The organism is Streptomyces sp. NPDC091280, assembly GCF_044768565.1.
GTDB lineage: Bacteria > Actinomycetota > Actinomycetes > Streptomycetales > Streptomycetaceae > Streptomyces.
In genome coordinates, this window is record NZ_JBIVUZ010000019.1 from 136,183 (window position 1) to 160,267 (window position 24,085).

A 24,085-nucleotide genomic window follows, 5' to 3' on the forward strand; every position below is an offset into this window, starting at 1 on the left:
CGGTGCGTCCGGGCCGCCTCCTTCCGGCCGGTCAGTCCGCGTCCGACGGTGAGTCGGCCGTCAGCCACCGCTCCGTCGCGTCCGCCGTCAGCGCGGACTCGGTCTCGATCAGGGAGAAGTGGTCGGCGGCGATCTCCACCTGGCCGTCGCAGACGTTCCACGCGGGCCAGTCGGAGACGTCGTCGCCGACGCCCAGCGGCCTGCCCGCGCGGATCAGCAGACTCGGGGCGTCGATCGAGTCGGGGCGCCGCTCGGCGAGCAGCCGCACATAGCTGCCCATGGCCAGCCAGCCGGCGTCGTCGATCACGGTCGCGCCCTGCCCGCGGTCGAGGATCTCCGCCATCACCAGGGAGAAGACACCGAGGATCTCCTTCTCGTCCGTCGGCGTGGGGGTGTCCAGCATGACGACGCCCTCAGGGCCGGCCCCCTCGGCCTCGAAGCGGGCCGCGATCGAATGCGCCAGGACGCCGCCGATCGAGTAGCCGACCAGGACGAACGGGTCGTCGCCCACCGCGCGGCGGATCGACGCGACCAAGAGGTCGATCGCGGCGCGCCAGGTGCCCGGCGCCTCGTCCGTGCCCCGCAGCCCCGGCAGCGAGCAGGCGTAGACGTCCCGCTTGCCCTCGAAGCGGTCGGCGAACCGCATGAACTGGTGCGGGCCGGAGCCGGGCATGAACGACGGCACACAGACCAGCTTGGGCAGGCCCTCGCCGGAGGTGAGTTTCACGACGTGTCCCGCCTCGTCGGGCAGGTCCGACGAGGTGAAGGCGGGCCGGAACCGTGATGCCTCGGTGAGCAGCGGCAGCGCTTCGAGCAGCGACTGCGTCGCGTGCGCGTGGTGGATGAGCGCGCTGAACGTGCCCTGCCCGGTCCGGCTCCCGCGCGGGGTGCCGGTGCCAGTGCCGATGCCGGTGCCGGTTCCGTTGGGGTTCCGGTTCCCGTCCGCCGGGCGCGCTCCGGTCCGGCCGGCCGAGGTCGCCGGTGCCGCCTCGGCCGCCGCCTCCGCCGCTGCCTCGCTGAGCAGGAGCCGGGCGACGGCCGTGGGCTCCGGGTGGTCGAAGACCAGGGTCGTGGGCAGCCGCAGGCCGGTGGCCTGGGTGAGCCGGTTGCGCAGTTCGACCGCGGCCAGCGAGTCGAAGCCGAGTTCCCGGAACCCGCGGTCCGGATCGACCGCTGCGGACGAGGAGTGCCCGAGCACGGCGGCGACATGGGACAGCACCAATTCGAGCGCGGCCATGGCGCGTTCGCTCTCCGGTACGGCGGCGAGCCGTCGGGCCGGTGACGCGCCTCCCGTCGTGGTACGGCGGGCCGGGGCACCGGTCAGACCGGTCAGCAGCGGCGGCAGCAGTCCGCCGCCGGCCTGGACGCGCAGCGCGGCCAGGTCGAACCGCGCCGGGACCACCAGGGCCCGGTCGTGCTGACGGCCCTGGTCGAACAGTTCCAGCGCGAGCGGGGTGAGCATGGGCCGCACGCCCTGCCGCGCCAGCCTGGCGAGCGCCGCCTCGTCGAGACCGCGTGCCATCCCGGTCTCCTCGGCCCACAGGCCCCAGGCCAGCGACACCGCCGAACGGCCCTGCGCCCGCCGCCGTGCCGCCAGAGCGTCCAACACGGCGTTCGCCGCTGCGTAGTTGCCCTGCCCCGAGCTGCCGATCAGTCCGGCGGCGGAGGAGAAGAGCACGAACAACCGCACGTCCATGTCCGCCGTCAACTCGTCGAGCAGCAGCGCCGCGTCGACCTTCGGGCGCATCACGCGGTCGAGCTGCTCGGGCGTCAGCGAGGTCACCACACCGTCGTCCAGCACACCGGCCGCGTGCACCACACCGGAGAGCGGGACGTCCAACGAGGCGATCAGAGCGGTCAGTTGCTCGCGGTCGGCCACATCGCAGGCCGCGACCCGGACCCGGCCGCCCGCGGCTTCCAGCTCCGCGACCAACTCGCCCGCCCCCGGCGCCTCCAAGCCGCGCCGCGACGCCAGCACCAGCTGACGGGCGCCACCCGACTCGACCAAGTGCCGGGCCACCAACGCACCCAAGCCACCGGTCCCGCCGGTGATCAGTACCGCGCCGTCCGGATCGACCGGTCCGGGCACGGTGAGCACCAGCTTGCCCGTGTTGTGGCCCTCGCGCAGGAACCGGAACGCCTCCTGCCCGTCCCGTACGTCCCAGGTCCGCACCGGCGCGTGCGACAGGACACCCCGGGCGAACAGGTCCAGGACATCGAGCAGCATCTCCTGGATGTGGTCCGGTCCGGCGTCGAACGCGTCGAACGCCTGGTACCGCACCCCGGGACGAGCCTCCGCCACGGCCTGCGGGTCGCGGACATCGGCCTTGCCCATCTCCAGGAACCGGCCGCCGCGCGGCATGAGCCCCAGCGAGGCGTCGATGAACTCACCGGCCAGCGCGTTCAGGACGACATCCACGCCCGCGCCGTCCGTGGCCCGCGCGAAGGTCTCCGCGAAGTCCAAGTCCCGCGAGGACGCGATCCGTTCGGCCGGGACGCCCAGTGCCTTCACGGCCTCCCACTTCGACGGACTCGCCGTCGCGTAGACCTCCGCGCCCAGCCGCTTGGCGAGTTGGACCGCGGCCATGCCGACACCGCCGGCCGCCGCGTGCACCAACACCCGCTCCCCGGCCACCAGCTGGCCGAGTTCGACGAGGCCGTAGTACGCGGTCAGATACACCACCGGCACGGCAGCGGCCTGCTCGAAGGACCAGCCCTCCGGCATCCGCGCGACCATCCGCCGGTCCACGATCCCCGCCGTACCGAACGACTCGGGGATCAGACCCATCACGCGGTCGCCGGGAGCCAGGTCGGTGACATTGGAGCCCACCTCCAGGACGATTCCCGCCGCCTCGCTGCCCAGCGCGGCTTCTCCGGGGTAGAGGCCGAGGGTGATCAGTACGTCGCGGAAGTTGAGCCCGGCGGCGCGTATGGCGATCCGTACCTCGCCCGCCTCCAGTGGACGATCCGCGTCCGAACGGACCAGCGCCAGGCCCTCCAACGAGCCCTTCGTGACAGCGGACAACCGCCACGGCCCTTCGGCGGGCAGCCCCGACCCGGTCGTCGCCCGGGTCAGCCGGGGTGCCAGCAACCGCTCGCCGCGCAGGGCGAGTTGGGACTCGCCGAGACCGGCGAGCACGGCCCAGTCCGGCGCGGTCTCGCCGCCCTCCTCGGCCGGGTCCAGGTCCACCAGCAGGAACCGGCCCGGGTGTTCGGACTGCGCGCTGCGCACCAGACCGCAGATCGGCGCCTGGGCGAGATCGGGAACCACGCCGTCCATCCCGACGCCACCGCGCGTCACCACCACGAGCCGTGCCCCGGACAGCGGTTCACTGCCCAGCCAGCGTTGCACCAGCGAGAGCGCGTCCGCCGTGGCGGCCCGTGCCGCGCCGGCCTCGCCGCCGGCTCGTGGCGTGGTCCGGACCGAGGCCACCACCGCCTCCGGCACCGCGGCGCCCGCCATGACGGCCGCCTCCAGCGCGTCCAGGTCCGCGTAACGCTCGCCGACTCCCGCCAGCTCACCGAGGATCGCGATCCCGGTCACGGCGGTACCGGCCGCGACCGGAGTCCAGTCGACGGTGAACAGCGAACCGTCGGCCGGCCGCCTCACTCCGGACAGCTGTGCCGGGTCCACCGGCCGGGACGTGAACTCCCTTACGGTGGCGATCAGTTCGGCGTTCTCGTCGGCGATGTCGATCCGGGTCGTGGACGGTCCGGCCGGAGTGATCCGGACCCGCGCCCGGGACACGCCCCGCCGGTCCAGCCGCACACCGGACCACGAGAACGGCAACTCGACGTCCGAGGCCTCGTCGTGGTCGAGCAGGCCGCCGTGGAGTGCCGCGTCGAGGAGCGCCGGATGGATACCGAAGCCCGCGGAGGAGCCCACCGGCTCCTCCGGCAACACCACCTCCGCATACACGAGTTCACCGTCGCGCCAGGCCGACCGAAGCCCCTGGAAGAGCGGACCGTACTCGTAACCCGCCTCCGCCAACCGCTCGTACAACCCCTCCACCGGCACCACCACAGCGCCCTCCGGCGGCCACACCACCGGGAACGGCACCCCACCCGACTCCACCTCCCCACCGAGCCGACCACGCGCATGGCAGGTCGCTTCGGGCCGTACGCCCGGCTCGGTGGCTTGCGGTCGCGTGTAGATCGCGATGTCACGGTGGCCGTTCTCGTCGGCCTCCGCGACGGTGACCTGCACCTGGACGACCTCGCCCACGGGCAGCGGCAGCGGTGCCTGGAGGATCAACTCCTCGACCACCGGCGCCTCGACCTGCCGTCCGGCGGCGAGGGCCAGTTCGGTCAGGGCGGCACCGGGCACGAGGACCGTGTCGAGCACGGTGTGGTCGGCCAGCCAGGGCTGCGCCTCAAGCGACAGCCGACCGGTCAGCAGCCACTCGTCACGGTCACCGACCTGCACGGCAGCGACCAACAGCGGGTGATCGAGCCGCGCCTGACCCGCGGCAGCGGCATCGCCGGCCGCGGCCCGGGGCAACAGCCAGTAGCGTTCGTGCTGGAAGGCGTAGGTGGGCAGGGGGATGGTCCGGGCACCGCTCCCGGCGTAGAACGCCGACCAGTCGACGCCGATTCCGGCCGTGTGTGCCTGGCCGAGGAATGCGGCGAAGGCTTCCGGCTCGCTCTGGCGGGCGCGCAGTGCGGCGATCACGACTGCTGTCTCGCCCGTCTCTTCCAACACTTCGCGGGCCAGAGCGGTCAACGATCCGTCCGGACCGACCTCCACGAACCGCGTCACACCCGCCTCGGCCAACGCGGTGATGCCGTCCGCGAAACGGACCGCCTCCCGCGCATGCCGCACCCAATACGCCGGATCAGCCAGCTCACCGGGTCCAGTCAGCGCGCCCGTCAGGTTCGACACGACCGGGATGGCCGGCTCGGCGAACCTCAACTGGCCCACCACAGCAGCGAATTCGTCCAGGACCGGTTCCACCAGCGCCGAGTGGAAGGCGTGCGAAACCCTCAGCCGCGTCGTCTTGCGGCCCTGCCAGACGGGCAGGGTCAGCCACTCCTCCAGCGCTTCGTGCTCGCCGGAAACGACCACAGCACGCGGGCCGTTGACCGCAGCGACCGACAACCGGTCCTCCAACCCGGCCAGCGACTCACGTACTTCCGCCTCGGTCGCCTGGACGGCGGCCATCGCGCCACCCGCCGGCAACCCGCTCATCAAACGGCCCCGGGCAGCCACCAACGCACACGCATCGGCCAGCGACAGCACACCCGCGACATGGGCGGCAGCGACCTCGCCCACCGAGTGACCCACCAGGAAGTCCGCCCGGACACCGAGCGATTCCAGCAGCCGGAACAGGGCGACCTCGACCGCGAACAACCCACTCTGCGTGAACTGCGTGTCGTTCAGCAGACCCGCCTCGACGGAGCCTTCCTCCGCCGCCAGCACCCGCGACAACGGCCGCTCCAGCAACGGATCAAGCTCCGCACACACCTCCTCCAGGGCCCGCGCGAACACCGGGAAGACCTGCGCCAGGCCCGCGCCCATCCGCACCCGCTGCGCACCCTGACCCGAGAACACGAACGCCGTCTTCCCCGACACCGCCCGCCCCACAACCGGCCCTGGCTCCCCCGCAGCCAACGTCGACAACGCGGTCAGCAAGCCGTCACGGTCGGCAGCGGTGACAACCGCCCTGTGCTCCAGGTGAGCCCGGGTGGTCGCGGCCGAGAAGGCCGTGTCCAGGAGGCCGAACTCGGGGCGTGCGATGAGGTGTTCGCGCAAGCGGCCCGCCTGGGCCCGCAACGCGACCTCGTCCTTCGCAGACACCAACACCGGCACCGCAGGAAGTCCCAACTCGGGCTGCTGCGCGGGCTCCTCGGCGACCGCCGGGGCCTCTTCCAGGATCATGTGGGCGTTGGTGCCGCTGACGCCGAAGGACGAAACGGCCGCACGACGAGGACGGCCCGGGTCGTTCCAGGGCCGGGCTTCCGTCAGCAGCTTGACCGCGCCCGAGTCCCAGTCCACGTGCTGGCTGGGCTCGTCCGCGTGCAAGGTCGCGGGGAGTTCCTGGTGCCGTAGCGCCTGGACCATCTTGATGACGCCGGCCACGCCGGCCGCTGCCGAGGAGTGGCCGATGTTCGACTTGATCGATCCGAGCCACAACGGGCTTTCGGCGTCCCGGTCTTGACCGTAGGTCGCCAGCAACGCCTGCGCCTCGATCGGGTCACCGAGCCGGGTTCCGGTGCCGTGGCCCTCCACCGCGTCGACCTCGTCAGGGCGCAATCCGGCCGCCGACAGCGCCGTACGGATCACTCGTTCCTGAGCGGGGCCGCTGGGCGCGGTCAGGCCGTTGGACGCGCCGTCCTGGTTCACCGCGCTGCCCCGGACTACGGCCAGCACCTTGTGCCCGAGACGTTGCGCGTCCGACAGGCGTTCCATCACGACGAGACCGACACCGTCGGAGAAGCCGGTTCCGTCTGCCCCTTCCGCGTAGGACTTGCAGCGGCCGTCGGGCGACAGGCCGCGCTGCCGGGAGAACTCGACCAGCAGGAAGGGACCCGACATCACCGTCACGCCACCGGCCAGGGCCAGCGAGCATTCGCCGTTGCGCAGTGCCTGCGCGGCCAGGTGCATCGCCACGAGGGACGAGGAGCACGCGGTGTCCACCGACACCGCCGGGCCCTGCAATCCGAACGTGTAGCTCAACCGTCCGGATATTACGCTCGTGGTGGTGCCGGTCAGCCGGAAACCTTCCAGATCGGGGGTGGCTCCACCCGCGTACTCGGAGGCGACCGCGCCGCAGAACACACCGGTATCGCTCCCGCGCAGCGAGCCCGGGTCGATGCCCGCGTCCTCCAACGCCTCCCACGCACCCTCCAGCAACAACCGCTGCTGCGGGTCCATCGCCAACGCCTCACGCGGACTGATCCCGAAGAACCCCGCGTCGAAGTCACCGGCGTCTTCGAGGTAGCCGCCGCCCTGCGTATAGACCGTGCCGGACTGTTCCGGGTTCGGGTCGTAGAGCCGTTCCAGGTCCCAGCCACGGTCACCCGGCAGGCCCGAGATCGCGTCCCGACCGGACGCCACCAGATCCCACAGCTGCTCCGGCGACGAGGCGCCACCCGGATAGCGGCAGCTCATGCCCACGATTGCCAACGGCTCGTCCACATCGGCACGTCGTCGCGCCGGAACCCGTACCGCAGGCGCGACAGTGGCCTTGGACTCGGTCCCGGGAACCTGGCTCACCAGGAACCTCGCCACGGCCGTAGCGGTCGGGTGATCGAAGACCAAGGTCGCCGGCAGCTTGAGTCCGGTCGCCTGCGCGAGCCGGTTGCGCAACTCGACCGAGGACAACGAGTCGAAGCCCAACTCCTTGAACGCCCGCCCCGGATCCAGCGACGACGCCGACGCGTGCCCAAGTACGGCCGCCACCTGGGCAGTTACCAGGTCCAGCGTCACCCGCTCCCGGTCCTCCGGACCGACCTGAGCAAGCCTCGTCGCCAGCGAACCGCCCGCGCCCGCACGTCCCGCACGGCCAGGCGTACGGACCAGCCCTGCCAGCAACGGCACCGCTGTCCCCGCACGCGCCTGCTCCCGAAGCGCCACCAGGTCCAACTGGACCGGCGCGACCAGGGCAGCATCCACCCCCTGGGCCGCGTCCAGCAGTTCGAGCCCGTACTCCGACGACAACGCCTGCACACCGAGCCTGTTCAGGCGGGTCAGCTGTGCCTCGTCCAGTTCGCAGGTCATGCCGGTCTCCGCCGCCCACAGACCCCACGCCAGCGACACCGCAGGACGACCGGAAGCACGCCGACGCGCCGCGAGAGCGTCCAACCCGGCGTTCGCCGCAGCGTAGTTGCCCTGACCCGCACTCCCGATCAACGCCGCCACGGAAGAGAACAGCACGAACGACCGCACGTCCATGTCCGCCGTCAACTCGTCCAGCAGCAGCGCCGCGCCCAGCTTCGGGCGCAGCACCCGCGACAACTGCTCCGCACTCATCGACGCCACAAGACCGTCGTCCAGCACGCCGGCCGCGTGCACCACACCAGACAGCGGGACGTCCAACGAGGCGAGCAGTGCCGTCAGTTGATCGCGGTCCGCCACATCGCAGGCCGCGACACGGACCCGGCCGCCCGCGGCCTCCAGCTCCGCGACCAACTCGCCCGCCCCCGGCGCCTCCAGACCACGCCGCGACGCCAACACCAAATGACGGACACCACCCGACGTGACCAAGTGCCGGGCCACCAACGCACCCAAGCCACCGGTCCCGCCCGTGACCAGCACCGCGCCGTCCACATCGACCGGCCCCGGCACCGTGAACACGACCTTGCCCGTATTGCGACCCTCACGCAGGAACCGGAACGCCTCCCCAAACCGACGCACATCCCACGCCCGCACCGGCGCATGCGACAACACACCCGCCCCGAACAACCCCACAATCTCGCCCAACATCCGCCCGAGCCGCTCCGGACTCACCTCGAACAGATCAAACGCCCGATAACCCACCCCGGGATGAACCTCCGCCACGACCTGCGGATCCCGGATATCGGCCTTGCCCATCTCCAGGAACCGCCCACCCCGCGGCAACAACCCCAGCGACGCATCGACGAACTCACCCGCCAACGCATCCAGCACCACATCCATCCCCGCACCGTCCGTCACCCGCGCGAAGACCTCCGCGAAGTCCAAGTCCCGCGAGGACGCGATCCGTTCCGCCGGCACACCCAGCGCCCTCACGGCCTCCCACTTCGACGGACTCGCCGTCGCATACACCTCCGCACCCAGATGCATGGCCAACTGCACCGCGGCCATCCCCACGCCACCCGCCGCCGCATGCACCAACACCCGCTCACCAGCGGTCAATTCGGCCAGATGCACCAACCCGTAGTACGCGGTCAGGTACACCACGGGAACCGCAGCCGCCTGCTCGAAGGACCAGCCGTCCGGCATCCGCACGACCATGCGGCCGTCCGCGATCACGACAGGTCCGAACGTGTCGGCGGTCAGGCCCATCACGCGGTCGCCGGGCGCCAGGTCGGTGACATCGGAGCCGATCTCAAGGACGACTCCCGCCGCCTCGCTGCCCAGCGTGGCGTCGCCGGGGTAGAGGCCGAGGGTGATCAGTACGTCGCGGAAGTTCAGTCCCGCAGCTCGGACGGCGATCCGGACCTCGTGCGCCTCCAGCGGCCGATCGGCATCGGAGCGGATCAGCGCCAGGCCCTCCAACGACCCCTTCGTGACCGCCTGGAGCACCCACGGTCCCTCGGCGGGAAGCGGCGATTCGGCTGCTCGCTTCAGTCGCGGGGTCAGCATTCGGCCCTCGCGCACCGCGATCTGCGACTCGCCGAGACCGGCGAACACGGCCCAGTCCGGGTCCGCTCCGTCACCGCTGTCGTCGGCCGGGTCGAGGTCCAACAGGACCAGACGGCCCGGGTGTTCGGACTGAGCGCTGCGTACCAGACCCCACGCCGCAGCAGCCGCCACGTCCGGCGACTCCTCACCGACCGAGACCGCGCCCCGGGTCACCAGCACCAACCGCGCTCCCGACAGCGCCTCGGCGGCCAGCCACTCCTGCACCAGGCTCAACACCCGTGCGGCAACGGCACGTACGGCATCGGTCTCCTCGCCAGGGACCGCTTCCGCCTCTACGCCGGCGACGACCACCTCCGGCAGCGACGCACCCGCCGCCACCGCATCGACCAGCGCGCCGAGATCCGCGAAGCGCTCGCCCGTGCCGGCGCCTGCCGTCTCGCCGAGCAGCGCGATGTTCACCGGGGCAGCGGCACTGTCCGTTGCGGTGACCTCGGTCCACTCCATGGTGAACAGCGACTCGTTGGCCGTCCGCACGGCACTGGCCAACTGCGCCTGGTCCACCGGGCGGGAAGCCAGTTCCCTTACGGAGGCGATCAGTTCGCCGTTCTCGTCGGCGATGTCGATCCGGGTCGCGGACGGTCCGGCCGGAGTGATGCGGACCCGCGCCCGGGACACACCTCGCCGGTCCAGCCGCACACCGGACCACGAGAACGGCAGTTCCACCGCCGAAGTCCCGTCCCGGTCGAGCAGTCCACCGTGCAACGCGGCGTCGAGCAGGGCCGGGTGGATCCCGAACTCGCGCGCGGACCCGGCTTCTTCGGGGAGGACGATCTCGCTGTAGACGTCCCGTCCGTCGCGCCAGGCCGCCTGCAAGGCCTGGAAGGCGGGGCCGTACTCGTACTCGGCGTCGGCCAGCCGCTCGTAGAGTCCCTCGACCACGACCGGTTCGGCGCCCTGCGGCGGCCACTCGGTCGGGAAGGCTGGGGCGAGCAGACCGGTCTCTTCTGCCAGTACGCCGCGGGCGTGGCATGTCATCACGTCGGTCGCCGCGGTCGGGTCGTCGTGCGCCGCGTGCTGCGAGCGGGTGTAGATCGCCACGTCCCTGCGGCCGTCCGGGCCCGGTTCGCCGACCATGACCTGCAAGGGCACCGCGTCATGGACGGGCACCGGCAACGGGACCTGGAGGACGAGTTCGTCCACCACCGGGCAGCCCACTTGCCGGCCGGCGGCCAGGGCGAGTTCCACCAGTGCCGCGCCCGGCACGATGACCGCGCCGAGTACGGCATGGTCACGGCTCCAGGGCTGAACCTCTTGCGACAGCCGCCCGGTGAACAGCCACTGGCCCTGGTCACCGAGCGGGACCGCAGCGGTGAGCAGCGGGTGGTCGAGCCTGGCCAGCCCGGATGCGGCGGGGTCACCGACCCCGCTGAGCGAGGGCAGCCAGTAGCGTTCGTGCTGGAAGGCGTAGGTGGGCAGGGGGATGGTCCGAGCACCGCTTCCGGCATAGAACGCCGACCAGTCGACGCCGATTCCGGCCGTGTGCGCCTGGCCGAGGAACGCGGCGAAGGCTTCCGGCTCGCTCTGGCGGGCGCGCAGCGCGGCGATCACGACCGCCAACTCGCCCGTGTCTTCCAACACTTCGCGGGCCAGAGCCGTGAGTGATCCATCCGGACCGACTTCCACAAACCTCGTCACACCCGCCTCGGCCAGCGCAGTGATGCCGTCCGCGAAACGGACCGCCTCGCGTGCATGCCGCACCCAATAGGCCGGATCAGCCAGTTCGCGCGGCTGGGTCAGGGCGCCTGTCACATTCGACACGATCGGGATGGCCGGTTCGGCGAACCGCAACTGGCCGACCACTTCAGCGAATTCGTCCAGGACCGGTTCCACCAGCGCCGAGTGGAAGGCGTGCGAAACCCTCAGCCGTGTCGTCTTACGGTCCTGCCAGACGGGCAGGGTCAGCCACTCCTCCAGCGCTTCGTGCTCGCCGGAGACCACGACAGCCCGGGGACCGTTGACCGCCGCGACCGACAACCGGTCCTCCAACCCGGCCAGCGATGCCACGACTTCGGCCTCGGTCGCCTGGACGGCGGCCATCGCACCGCCCGCCGGCAACCCGCTCATCAAACGGCCCCGGGCAGCCACCAACGCACACGCATCGGCAAGTGACAGCACGCCCGCGACATGGGCGGCGGCGACCTCGCCCACCGAGTGACCGACCAGGAAGTCCGCCCGGACACCGAGGGATTCCAGCAGGCGGAAGAGGGCGACCTCGACCGCGAACAGACCGCTCTGCGTGTACTGCGTGTCGTTCAACAACGCAGCCTCTGCGGAGTCTTCCTCCGCCGCCAGCACCCGCGACAACGGCCGCTCCAGCAACGGATCAAGCTCCGCACACACCTCCTCCAACGCACGCGCGAACACCGGGAAGACCTGCGCCAGCCCGGCGCCCATCCGTACCCGCTGCGCACCCTGACCCGAGAACACGAACGCCGTCTTCCCCGGCACCGCCCGGCCCTCGACCACACCCGCACCCGGCTCACCGACCGACAACGCCAGCAACCCGGCAATCAAGTCCTCACGGTCGCCAGCAGTGACAACCGCTCGGTGTTCCAGGTGGGCCCGGGTCGTCGCCGTCGAGAACGCCGTGTCCAGAACACCGGCTTCCGGACGCGCGAGCAGGTGTTCACGCAACCGGCCCGCCTGCGCCCGCAGCGCCACCTCGTCCCGCCCCGACACGACCACCGGTACCGCAGGAAGTCCCAACTCGGGCTGCTGCGCGGGCTCTTCGGCGACCGCCGGGGCCTCCTCCAGGATCACGTGGGCATTGGTGCCGCTGACGCCGAAGGACGAGACGCCCGCGCGGCGGACCCGTTCCCCGGACGGCCACGGCTGAGCGTCGGTCAGCAGCTTGACGGTGCCCGACTCCCAGTCCACGTGCGAGGTCGGCTCGTCCACGTGCAGAGTGGCGGGCAGTTGCTCGTGCCGCAGCGCCTGCACCATCTTGATCACGCCGGCCACACCCGCGGCCGTAGAGGAGTGGCCGATGTTCGACTTGATCGAGCCGAGCCACAACGGCTGGTCCGCGGCGCGGCGCTGGCCGTAGGTGGCCAGCAGTGCCTGCGCCTCGATCGGGTCGCCCAGGCGGGTGCCCGTGCCGTGGCCCTCGACGGCGTCGACCTCGTCGGGCCGCAGGCCGGCTCCGGACAGTGCCGTACGGATGACGCGTTCCTGAGCGGGACCGCTGGGCGCGGTCAGGCCGTTGGACGCGCCGTCCTGGTTGATCGCCGACCCGCGCAGTACCGCGAGTACCTGGTGGCCCAGGCGGCGGGCGTCCGACAGACGTTCCAGCACGATCAGACCGAGGCCGTCGGAGAAGCCGGTTCCGTCGGCGCCCTCCGCGTACGAGCGGCAGCGGCCGTCCGGGGACAGGCCTCGCTGTCGGGAGAACTCCACGAGCAGGAACGGCCCGGACAGTACGGTCACACCGCCGGCCAGCGCCAGCGAGCACTCGCCGGAGCGGAGCGACTGGGCGGCCAGGTGCATCGCCACCAGGGAGGAGGAGCAGGCCGTGTCGACCGACACCGCCGGGCCCTCCAGGCCGAGGCTGTACGCCACCCGGCCGGAGACCACGCTCGTCGTGCCGCCGGTCATCCGGAAGCCTTCGAGCTCCGGGCCGCCGCCTCCGGCTATCAGCCCCGAACCGTAGTCCGAGGGGCCGACCCCGCAGAACACGCCGGTGTCGCTGCCGCGCAGTGAACTGGGGTCGATGCCCGCGTCCTCAAGCGCCTCCCACGCGCCCTCCAGCAACAACCGCTGCTGCGGGTCCATCGCCAACGCCTCACGCGGACTGATCCCGAAGAACCCCGCATCGAAGTCACCGGCACTGTCCAGGTAGCCGCCGCCGCGCGTGTACACCGTGCCCGACTGCTCCGGATCCGGGTTGTACAACCGCTCCAGGTCCCAGCCACGGTCGTCCGGCAGCCCCGAGATCGCATCCCGGCCGGACGCCACCAAGTCCCACAACTGCTCGGGCGACGCGACCCCACCCGGATACCGGCACGCCATACCCACGATCGCCAACGGCTCGTCCACATCGGCACGCCGTCGCGCCGGAACCCGCGTGGCCACCGCCTTACCGACACCCGCACCGGCGATCTGCGTCACCAGGAACTTCGCCACCGCCATCGGCCTCGGGTGGTCGAAGATCAGGGTGGCCGGCAGTTTGACTCCGGTCGCCTGGGTGAGTCGGTTGCGCAGTTCCACGGCGGACAGCGAGTCGAAGCCCAGTTCCTTGAACGCCCGCCCCGGATCCAGCGACGACGCCGACGCGTGTCCGAGCACGGCCGCCACCTGGGCGGTCACCAGGTCCAGCGTGATCCGCTCCCACTGCTCGCGGTCGACCCCGGCCAGCCGCGTCGCCAGCGAACCGCCCCCGCCCGCACGTCCCGGGCGACTTGGCGTACGAACCAGGCCGGCCAGCAGCGGCACCGCCGTTCCCGCGCGCGCCTGCTCCCGAAGCGCGGCCAGGTCCAACTGGACCGGTGCGACCAGCGCGGCATCCACTCGCTGGGCCGCGTCCAGCAGTTCGAGCCCCAGCTCCGACGACAGCGGCTGCACACCGAGCCTGTTCAGCCGGTTCACGTCGGCGCTGCCGAGTTCACCGGTCATGCCGGTCTCCGCCGCCCACAGGCCCCAGGCCAGCGACACCGCCGGACGGCCCTCCGCCCGCCGTCGTGCCGCCAGGGCGTCCAACACGGCGTTCGCCGCTGCGTAGTTGCTCTGTCCCGCGCTCCCGATCAGCGCCGCCACGGAGGAGAACAGGACGAACGAATGAACATCCATGTCCGCCGTCAGCTCGTCGAGCAGCAGGGCCGCGTCGACCTTCGGGCGCATCACGCGGTCGAGCTGCTCGGGCGTCAGCGAGGTCACCACACCGTCGTCCAACACACCGGCCGCGTGCACCACACCGGAAAGCGGGGTGTCCAACGAGGCGAGCAGCACAGTCAGTTGCTCGCGGTCCGCCACATCACAGGCCGCGACCCGGACCTGACCGCCCGCGGCTTCGAGGGCCGCGACCAACTCGCGCGCGCCCGGCGCCTCCAGGCCGCGCCGCGACGCCAGCACCAGGTGACGGGCACCACCCGACGTGACCAAGTGCCGGGCCACCAACGCACCCAAGCCACCGGTCCCGCCGGTGATCAGTACCGCGCCATCCGTGTCGCCAGTGCGCGACAGCGGCGCCGACGACACGGCCGCCCGCGCCAACCTCGGCGCCAACAACCGCCCGCCACGGACCGCCACCTGCGACTCGCTCAGACCGGCGAGCGTGGCCCAGTCCGGCTGCGCTCCGACCCCGTTGTCGTCGGCCGGGTCGAGGTCCAACAGGACGAATCGGCCCGGGTGTTCGGACTGGGCACTGCGCACCAGGCCCCACACCGCAGCTGCCGCCACGTCCGGCGACTCCTCGCTCACCGAGATCGCGCCCCGGGTCACCAGCATCAGCCGGGACTGCGACAGCGCGTCTGCGGCCAGCCACTCCTGCACCAGCTCCAACACCCGCGCAGCCGAGGCACGTACCGCATCGGCCGCATCGCCAAGAGCCGACTCGGCCCCGACACCGGCGACGACCACGTCCGGCACCGACGCACCCGCCGCCACCGCATCGACCAGCGCGCCGAGATCCGCGAAGTGTGCGCCCGTGTCGGTCAGTTCACCGAGGCCGGCGATCTGCGGCGGCCGGGCGGTGTCCGTGGCCGAGGTGACCGGGGTGACCGGGGTCCAGTCGACCGTGTAGAGCGATCCGGCTTCCGTCCGCCGTGCGCCTTCGAGCTGGATCTGATCCACCGGCCGGAACGTCAGTTGCTCGGCGCTGAGGACCAACTCGCCGTGCTCGTCGGCGATGTCGACACGGAGCGAGGAGTCGGCCGTAGAGGTGATGCGGACCCGTACCTGGGCGCTGCCGGGCAGTCCCAGTCGTACTCCCGCCCAGGAGAAGGGCAGTTGGGCAGCGTGGTCGCCGCCCTTGTCGAGCCAGGTGAGGCCACTGTGGAGCGAGGAGTCGAGCAGGCCGGGGTGGATGCCGTACTGCCGGGCCGAGGCGATGTGGTCGTCGGGGAGAGCGACTTCCGCGTAGATGTACTCGTCCTGTGCCCAGGCGGTGTGCAGTCCCTTGAAGGAGGGTCCGTAGTCGTAGCCGAGGCCCGCGAGGCGTTCGTAGAGGTCGTCGACGGAGACGGGTTCCGCGTCTGCCGGCGGCCAGGTCGCGGTCCAGTCCGTGGCTGCGGGGACGTCGGAATCGGGGGCCAGGGTGCCACGGGCGTGGCAGGTGGCCTGGGCAGTGTCCTGACCGGCGTTGCCCGACGGCGCGGTGTAGATGGCGATGTCGCGGTGGCCGTCCTCGTCCGGGGCCCCGACCGTGACCTGGAGGTCGAGTGCCTCGCCCTCGGACAGCAACAACGGGACCTGCAAGACCAGTTCCTCGACCACCGGGCAGTCCAGCTGTCCGCCCGCCGCGAGCGCCAACTCGGCCAGCGCCACCCCGGGAACGATGACGATGCCGAACACCGCGTGGTCGACCGTCCAGGGCTGGGCGTCCTGCGAGACGCGTCCCGTGAACACCCACTCGTCGCGGTCGCCGACGCGCACGGCCGCCGACAGCATCGGATGCGCCAGCCGGCCCAGCCCGGCCCCCGCGAGATCGCCGCCGCCGGACCTCAACGGCAGCCAGTACCGCGACCGTTGGAACGCATAGCTCGGCAACTCCACCCGCGCAGCGCCGGATCCCGCGAAGAAACCGTCCCAATCCACCGGTGCGCCAGACACATACGCCTCGGACAGCGACACCGTGAACCGGGCCGGTCCGCCCTCGCCGCGCCGCAACGAGCCCAGCACGCACACCTGGTCGGCGCCCTCGACCTCCTGGACCGTCTCTGTGACGGCGGAGACGAGTACCGGGTGCGGCGACACCTCGATGAAACGCCCCGCCCCCTGCTCGGCCAGTGACCGTACGGCCTCCTCGAAGCCGACCTGACCCCGCAGGTTCGCGTACCAGTACCCGCCGTCCAACACCTCCGTGCCGACGAACCCGCCCCGCGCCGTGGAATAGAACGGAACCCGGCCCGCCCTCGGCTCCAACGACGCCAGCACCCGCAGCAACTCCTCCTCCAGCACACCCACCTGCACCGAATGCGACGCGTAGTCCACCGGCACCCGCCGTGCCCGCACCCCCTCCTCCGCCCAGCGGGTCAGCAACTCCTCCAGCGCGGCCGGCTCCCCGGACACCACCACCGACTGCGGACTGTTCACCGCGGCGACGGACACCCGGCCGCCGAACTCCGCGATCTGTTCCGTCACTTCGACCGCCGGCAACGCGACCGACACCATCCCGCCCAGACCCGCCAGCCGCTCACCCACCAGCTGCGACCGCAACGCCACCACCCGCGCCGCGTCCTCCAACGACAGACCACCCGCCACATACGCGGCCGCGATCTCGCCCTGCGAATGCCCCACCACCACATCCGGCTCGACACCGCACGACCGCCACAACGCCGCCAGCGCCACCATCACCGTGAACAGAACCGGCTGGACCACATCCACGCGCTCCAGAGACGGCGCACCCTCCACCCCACGCAACACATCCTCGACACGCCAGTCCACAAACCGACCCAGCGCCCCATCACACGCCGCCACCTCCCCCGCGAACACCACGGAAGAATCCAGCAACTCCACCGCCATACCCACCCACTGCGCACCCTGACCAGGAAAAACAAACACCGTCTTCCCCGACACCACCCGACCCTCCACCACACCCGAACCCGGCTCACCGGCCGACAACGTCGCCAACTCGGCCAGCAGGCCTTCACGGTCGGCGGCGGTCACGACGGCGCGGTGTTCCAGCTGCGCCCGGGTGGTCGCGGCCGAGAAGGCCGTGTCCAGGAGGCCGAACTCGGGGTGTGCGACGAGGTGTTCGCGCAAGCGGCCCGCCTGGGCCCGCAACGCGACCTCGTCCTTCGCCGATACGACCACCGGTGTCGCAGGAAGGCTCTTCTCGGGCTGCTGCGCGGGCTCCTCGGCGACCGCCGGGGCCTCTTCCAGGATCATGTGGGCGTTGGTGCCGGAGACGCCGAAGGACGAAACGGCCGCACGACGAGGACGGCCCGGGTCGTTCCAGGGCTGAGCCGCGGTCAGCAGCCGGACGGCGCCCGACTCCCAGTCGACGTGCGAGGACGGCGCGTCCACGTGCAGAGTGGCGGGGAGTTCCTGGTGCCGTAGCGCCTGGACCATCTTGATGACGCCGGCCACGCCGGCCGCTGCCGAGGAGTGGCCGATGTTCGACTTGATCGAGCCGAGCCACAACGGCCGTTCGGCGTCCCGGTGTTGGCCGTAGGTGGCCAGTAGCGCCTGCGCCTCGATGGGGTCGCCGAGGCGGGTTCCGGTGCCGTGGCCCTCCACCGCGTCGACCTGGTCGGGCCGTAGGCCTGCTGCGGAGAGTGCCGTACGAATGACGCGTTCCTGGGACGGGCCGCTGGGCGCGGTCAGGCCGTTGGAGGCGCCGTCCTGGTTGACCGCGCTGCCACGGATCACGGCCAGCACCTGGTGGCCGAGGCGTTGCGCGTCCGACAAGCGCTCCATTACGACGAGACCGACGCCGTCGGAGAAGCCCGTGCCCTCGGCGCTCTCGGCGTAGGAGCGGCAGCGGCCGTCGGGCGACAGGCCGCGCTGCCGGGAGAACTCGACCAGCAGGAAGGGACCCGACATCACGGTCGCCCCGCCGGCCAGGGCCAGTGAGCATTCGCCCGCCCGCAGGGCCTGTGCGGCCAGGTGCATCGCCACGAGGGACGACGAGCACGCGGTGTCCACCGACACCGCCGGGCCCTGGAGCCCGAACGTGTAACTCAACCGCCCCGACACCACGCTCGTCGTGCTACCGGTCAGGCGGAAACCTTCCAGCTCCGGCGTCGCGCCGTTGCCGTACTCGGAGGCCACCACACCGCAGAACACGCCGGTGTCGCTGCCGCGCAGCGAACCCGGGTCGATGCCCGCGTCCTCAAGCGCCTCCCACGCGCCCTCCAGCAACAACCGCTGCTGCGGGTCCATCGCCAACGCCTCACGCGGACTGATCCCGAAGAACCCCGCGTCGAAGTCACCGGCAGCATCGAGGTAGCCGCCGCCGCGCGCGTACACCGTGCCCGACTGCTCCGGGTCAGGGTTGTACAACCGCTCCAGATCCCAGCCACGGTCGTCCGGCAGACCCGAAATCGCATCGCGGCCGGACGCCACCAAGTCCCACAACTGCTCGGGCGACGCGACCCCACCCGGATAGCGGCACGCCATACCCACGATCGCCAACGGCTCGTCCACATCGGCACGCCGTCGAGCCGGAACCCGCGTGGCCACCGCCTTACCGACGTCCGCGCCCGCTGTCTGCGTCACCAGGAACTTCGCCACCGCAGCCGCGGTCGGGTGATCGAAGACCAACGTCGCCGGCAGCTTGAGTCCGGTCGCCTGCGCCAGCCGGTTGCGCAACTCGACCGAGGACAGCGAGTCGAAGCCCAACTCCTTGAACGCCCGCCCCGGATCCAGCGACGACGCCGACGCGTGTCCGAGCACGGCCGCCACTTGCACGGTGACCAGATCGAGGGTGATCCGGTCCCACTGCTCGCGGTCGACCCCGGCCAGCCGCGTCGCCAACGAACCTCCTCCGCCCGCGCGTCCCGCACGACCGGGCGCGCGAACCAGGCCGGCCAGCAACGGCACCGCCGTCCCCGCGCGGGCCTGCTCGCGAAGCGCGGCCAAGTCCAGCTGGACCGGTGCGACCAGGGCAGCATCCACCCGTTGGGCCGCGTCCAGCAGTTCGAGCCCCAACTCCGACGACAGCGCCTGCAAGCCCATGCGCTCCAGCCGGGCGAGTTGAGCGGCGTCCAGTTCGCCGGTCATGCCGGTCTCCGCCGCCCACAGACCCCACGCCAGCGACACCGCCGGACGACCGGCAGCACGTCGACGCGCCGCGAGAGCGTCCAACCCGGCGTTCGCCGCAGCGTAGTTACCCTGACCCGCACTCCCGATCAACGCCGCCACGGAGGAGAACAACACGAACGAATGAAGATCCGTGTCCGCCGTCAACTCGTCCAGCAGCAGCGCCGCATTCAGCTTCGGGCGCAGCACCCGCGACAACTGCTCCGCACTCATCGACGCCACAAGACCGTCGTCCAACACGCCGGCCGCATGCACCACACCAGACAGCGGGACGTCCAACGAGCCCAGCAGGGCTGTCAGTTGATCGCGGTCCGCGACATCGCAGGCCGCGACACGGACCCGGCCGCCCGCGGCTTCGAGTTCCGCGACCAACTCGCCCGCACCCGGCGCCTCCAGGCCGCGCCGCGACGCCAGCACCAGGTGACGGGCACCACCCGACGTGACCAAGTGCCGGGCCACCAACGCACCCAAGCCACCGGTCCCACCCGTCACCAAGACCGCGCCGTCCACGGCATCCGTGCCCGACAGCGGCGCCGACGACACGACCGCCCGCGCCAACCTCGGCGCCAACAACCGCCCGCCACGCACCGCCACCTGCGACTCACTCAGACCGGCGAGCTTCGGCAGGACGGGATGTGCCTCGCCGTCACCGATTTCGTCGGCCGGGTCGAGGTCCAACAGGACGAAACGGCCCGGGTGTTCGGACTGGGCGCTGCGCACCAGACCCCAGGCCGCAGCAGCCGCCACGTCCGGCGACTCCTCACCGACCGAGACCGCGCCCCGGGTCACCAGCACCAACCGGGACTCCGACAACACCTCAGTAGCCAGCCACTCCTGCACCAGGCCCAACACCCGTGCGGCAACGGCACGTACGGTGTCGGTCTCCTCGCCAAGAACCGGCTCGGCCCCGACACCGGCGACGACCACCTCCGGCACCGACGCGCCCGCCGCCACCGCACCGACCAGCGCGCCCAGATCCGCGAAGTGCTCGCCCGTCCCGGCACCCGCCGGCTCGCCGAGCACCGCGACGCTCGCCGGGGCCGCGTTGTTCGACCCCGTGATCTCTGTCCACTCCACCGTGAAGAGCGACCCGTCCGCCGCCCGCCCCGCACCGGCCAACTGGGCCTGGTCCACCGGCCGCAGGACCAGCGACGTGACCGACACGACCGGGACGCCGGCTTCGTCCACGGCGTCGAACCGCACCGTGGAGTCGCCGAGGGCGGCGGCACGGACCCGCACCCGCGAGGCGCCGCGACGGCCGAGCCGTACGCCGGTCCAGCTGAACGGCATCTTGTGCTGGCTGCCGCCCGCGAAGAGGGGCACGCCACCCTGTACCACCGCGTCGAACAGCGCCGGGTGCACACCGAACTCCTCGGCGGGGCCGGTGTATTCGTCGGCCAGCGCGACTTCCACGTAGATGTCGTCACCGTCGCGCCAGGCCGCACGCATCCCCTGGAAGACCGGCCCGTAGTCGTAGCCGAGGTCGGTCAGCTGGTCGTACAGTCGCTCGACCGGCAGCGGTTCGGCGTCCTGCGGCGGCCACTGCGCCGCCCAGTCCGCGATCGGTTCGGTCTCGGTGTCTGTGACTGTGTTCGTGACTGTGTCTGTGTCTGTGTCTGTGTCGGCGGCGAGTACGCCTCGCGCGTGGCAGATCGACTCGCCGCGCTCGTCGCCCTCGGGGACGGTGTAGATCGCGATGGCACGGTGGCCGTTCTCGTCGGCTTCCGCGACGGTGACCTGCACCTGTACGGCGGTACCGGCAGGCAGCAGGAACGGCGCTCCGAGCACCAGTTCCTCCACCACCGGGCAGCCCACGTGGGCACCCGCCGTCAACGCGAGTTCCACCAGGGTGACGCCGGGCACGACGACCGTGCCGAACAGCATGTGCTCGGTGACCCAGGCGTCCGTGTCGGTACTCACCCGCCCGGTGAACAGCCATTGGTCCTGGTCGCCGATCCGCGTGCCCGCGGTCAGCAAGGGATGGTCGACGCGTTCAGCCCCGGCCGCGAGAGCCCCGGGGAGCGTGGCGCCGGGCGCCAGCCAGTAGCGCTCCCGTTGGAAGGCGTAGGTGGGCAGGGGGATGGTCCGAGCACCGCTTCCGGCATAGAACGCCGACCAGTCGACGCCGATTCCGGCCGTGTGCGCCTGGCCGAGGAACGCGGCGAAGGCTTCCGGCTCGCTCTGACGGGCGCGCAGCGCGGCGATCACGACCGCCGACTCGCCCGTCTCTTCCAACACTTCGCGGGCGAGGGCGGTCAGTGATCCGTCCGGACCGACTTCCACAAACCTCGTCACACCCGCCTCGGCCAGCGCGGTGATGCCGTCCGCGAAACGGACCGCCTCCCGCGCATGCCGTACCCAATACGCCGGACCAGCCAGTTCGCGCGGCTCGGTCAGGGCCCCTGTCACATTCGACACGACCGGGATGGCCGGCTCGGCGAACCGCAACTGGCCCACCACGTCAGCGAATTCGTCCAGGACCGGTTCCACCAGAGCCGAGTGGAAGGCGTGCGAGACCCGCAACCGGGTTGTCTTGCGGTTCTGCCACACCGGCAGAGTCAGCCACTGCTCCAGCGCCTCCTGCTCACCGGAAACCACCACAGCACGCGGACCGTTGACCGCCGCCACCGACAACCGGTCGCCCAACCCGGCCAACGACTCACGAACTTCCGCCTCGGTCGCCTGCACGGCCGCCATCGCGCCACCCGCCGGCAACCCGCTCATCAAACGGCCCCGGGCAGCCACCAACGCACACGCATCGGCCAGCGACAGCACGCCCGCCACATGGGCGGCGGCGACCTCGCCTACCGAGTGACCGACCAGGAAGTCCGCCCGCACACCCAGCGACTCCAGCAGCCGGAACAGGGCGACCTCGACCGCGAACAACCCACTCTGCGTGAACTGCGTGTCATTCAGCAGACCCGCCTCGACGGAGCCGTCCTCCGCCGCCAGCACCAACGACAACGGCCGCTCCAGCAACGGATCAAGCTCCGCACACACCTCCTCCAACGCACGCGCGAACACCGGGAACACCTGCGCCAGGCCCGCGCCCATCCGCACCCGCTGCGCACCCTGACCCGAGAACACGAACGCCGTCTTCCCCGACACCGCCCGACCCTCGACCACACCCGCACCCGCACCCGGCTCACCGACCGACAACGCCAGCAAGCCGGCCAGCAACGAATCGCGGTCAACAGCCGTCACCGCACCCCGATGCTCCAGGTGAGCCCGGGTGGTCGCCGCCGAGAAGGCCGTGTCCAGGAGGCCGATCTCGGGGCGCGCGAGCAGCTGCTCCCGCAACCGGCCCGCCTGCGCCCGCAGGGCCACCTCGTCCTTCGCCGACACCAACACCGGTACCGCAGGAAGTCCCAACTCGGGCTGCTGCACGGGCTCCTCGGCGACCGCCGGAGCCTCCTCCAGGATCAGGTGGGCGTTGGTGCCCGAGATCCCGAAGGACGAGATGCCCGCGCGGCGGACCCGTTCCCCGGACGGCCACAGTCGAGCGTCGGTCAGCAACTTGACCGCGCCCGACTCCCAGTCCACGTGCGAGGTCGGCTCGTCCACATGCAGGGTGGCGGGCAGCTGCTCGTGCCGCAGCGCCTGCACCATCTTGATCACGCCGGCCACACCGGCGGCCATCGAGGAGTGGCCGATGTTCGACTTGATCGAGCCGAGCCACAACGGCCGTTCGGCGTCCCGGTCTTGACCATAGGTCGCCAGCAACGCCTGCGCCTCGATCGGGTCACCGAGGCGGGTGCCAGTGCCGTGGCCCTCCACCGCGTCGACCTCGTCAGGGCGCAGCCCCGCCGCCGACAGCGCCGTACGGATGACGCGTTCCTGGGACGGGCCGCTCGGCGCGGTCAGGCCGTTGGAGGCGCCGTCCTGGTTGACCGCGCTGCCTCGGATCACGGCCAGCACGCGGTGGCCGCGGCGGCGGGCGTCCGAGAGGCGCTCCAGTACGACGAGGCCGACACCGTCGGAGAAGCCGGTTCCGTCGGCGCCTTCCGCGTACGACTTGCAGCGGCCGTCGGCGGCGAGGCCGCGCTGTCGGGAGAACTCGACCAGGAGGAACGGGCCGGACAGTACGGTCACGCCGCCGGCCAGGGCCAGCGAGCATTCGCCGGAGCGCAGTGCCTGCGCGGCGAGGTGCATCGCGACCAGGGAGGAGGAGCAGGCCGTGTCGACCGACACCGCCGGGCCCTCCAGGCCGAGGCTGTACGCCACCCGGCCGGAGACCACGCTCGATGTTCCGCCGGTCAGCCGGAAGCCCTCAAGGTCGGACCGGCCGCCGATGGCCGTCTCGGATCCCGGGTAGTCGTTGAGGCCGACGCCGCAGAACACTCCGGTGTCGCTGCCCCGCAGTGAACCCGGGTCGATGCCTGCGTCCTCCAACGCCTCCCACGCACCCTCCAGCAACAATCGCTGCTGCGGGTCCATCGCTAACGCCTCACGCGGACTGATCCCGAAGAACCCCGCGTCGAAGTCGCCCACGCCGTCCGCGAATCCGCCGCGCTGCGCGTAGAAGGTGCCGGCCTTGTCCGGGTCCGGGTCGTAGAGCCGCTCCAGGTCCCAGCCGCGGTCCTCGGGCATGCCCGACATCGCGTCCCGGCCCGAGGCCACCAGATCCCACAACTGCTCGGGCGACGACGCGCCGCCCGGGTACCGGCAGCTCATCCCCACGATCGCCAACGGCTCCGTGGCCTGGGCCATGAGCCGCCGGTTCTGCTGCCGAAGTCGCTCGGCCTCCTTGACCGACCGCCTCAGGGCCTCGACGAGTTCGTTCCGGTCGCCAGCCATGCTTGTTCCTCCAGGTTCGAACGC

1 protein-coding gene is annotated in these 24,085 nt (G+C 71.5%); it reads right to left on the reverse strand.

The window, feature by feature from the left end; genetic code table 11:
- Positions 1-31: 31 nt before the first annotated feature.
- A complete protein-coding gene (locus ACIQPR_RS43160) occupies positions 32-24,061 on the reverse strand; it encodes an SDR family NAD(P)-dependent oxidoreductase (protein ID WP_403661106.1) in 24,030 nt (8,009 codons plus the stop codon).
- Positions 24,062-24,085: the final 24 nt, after the last annotated feature.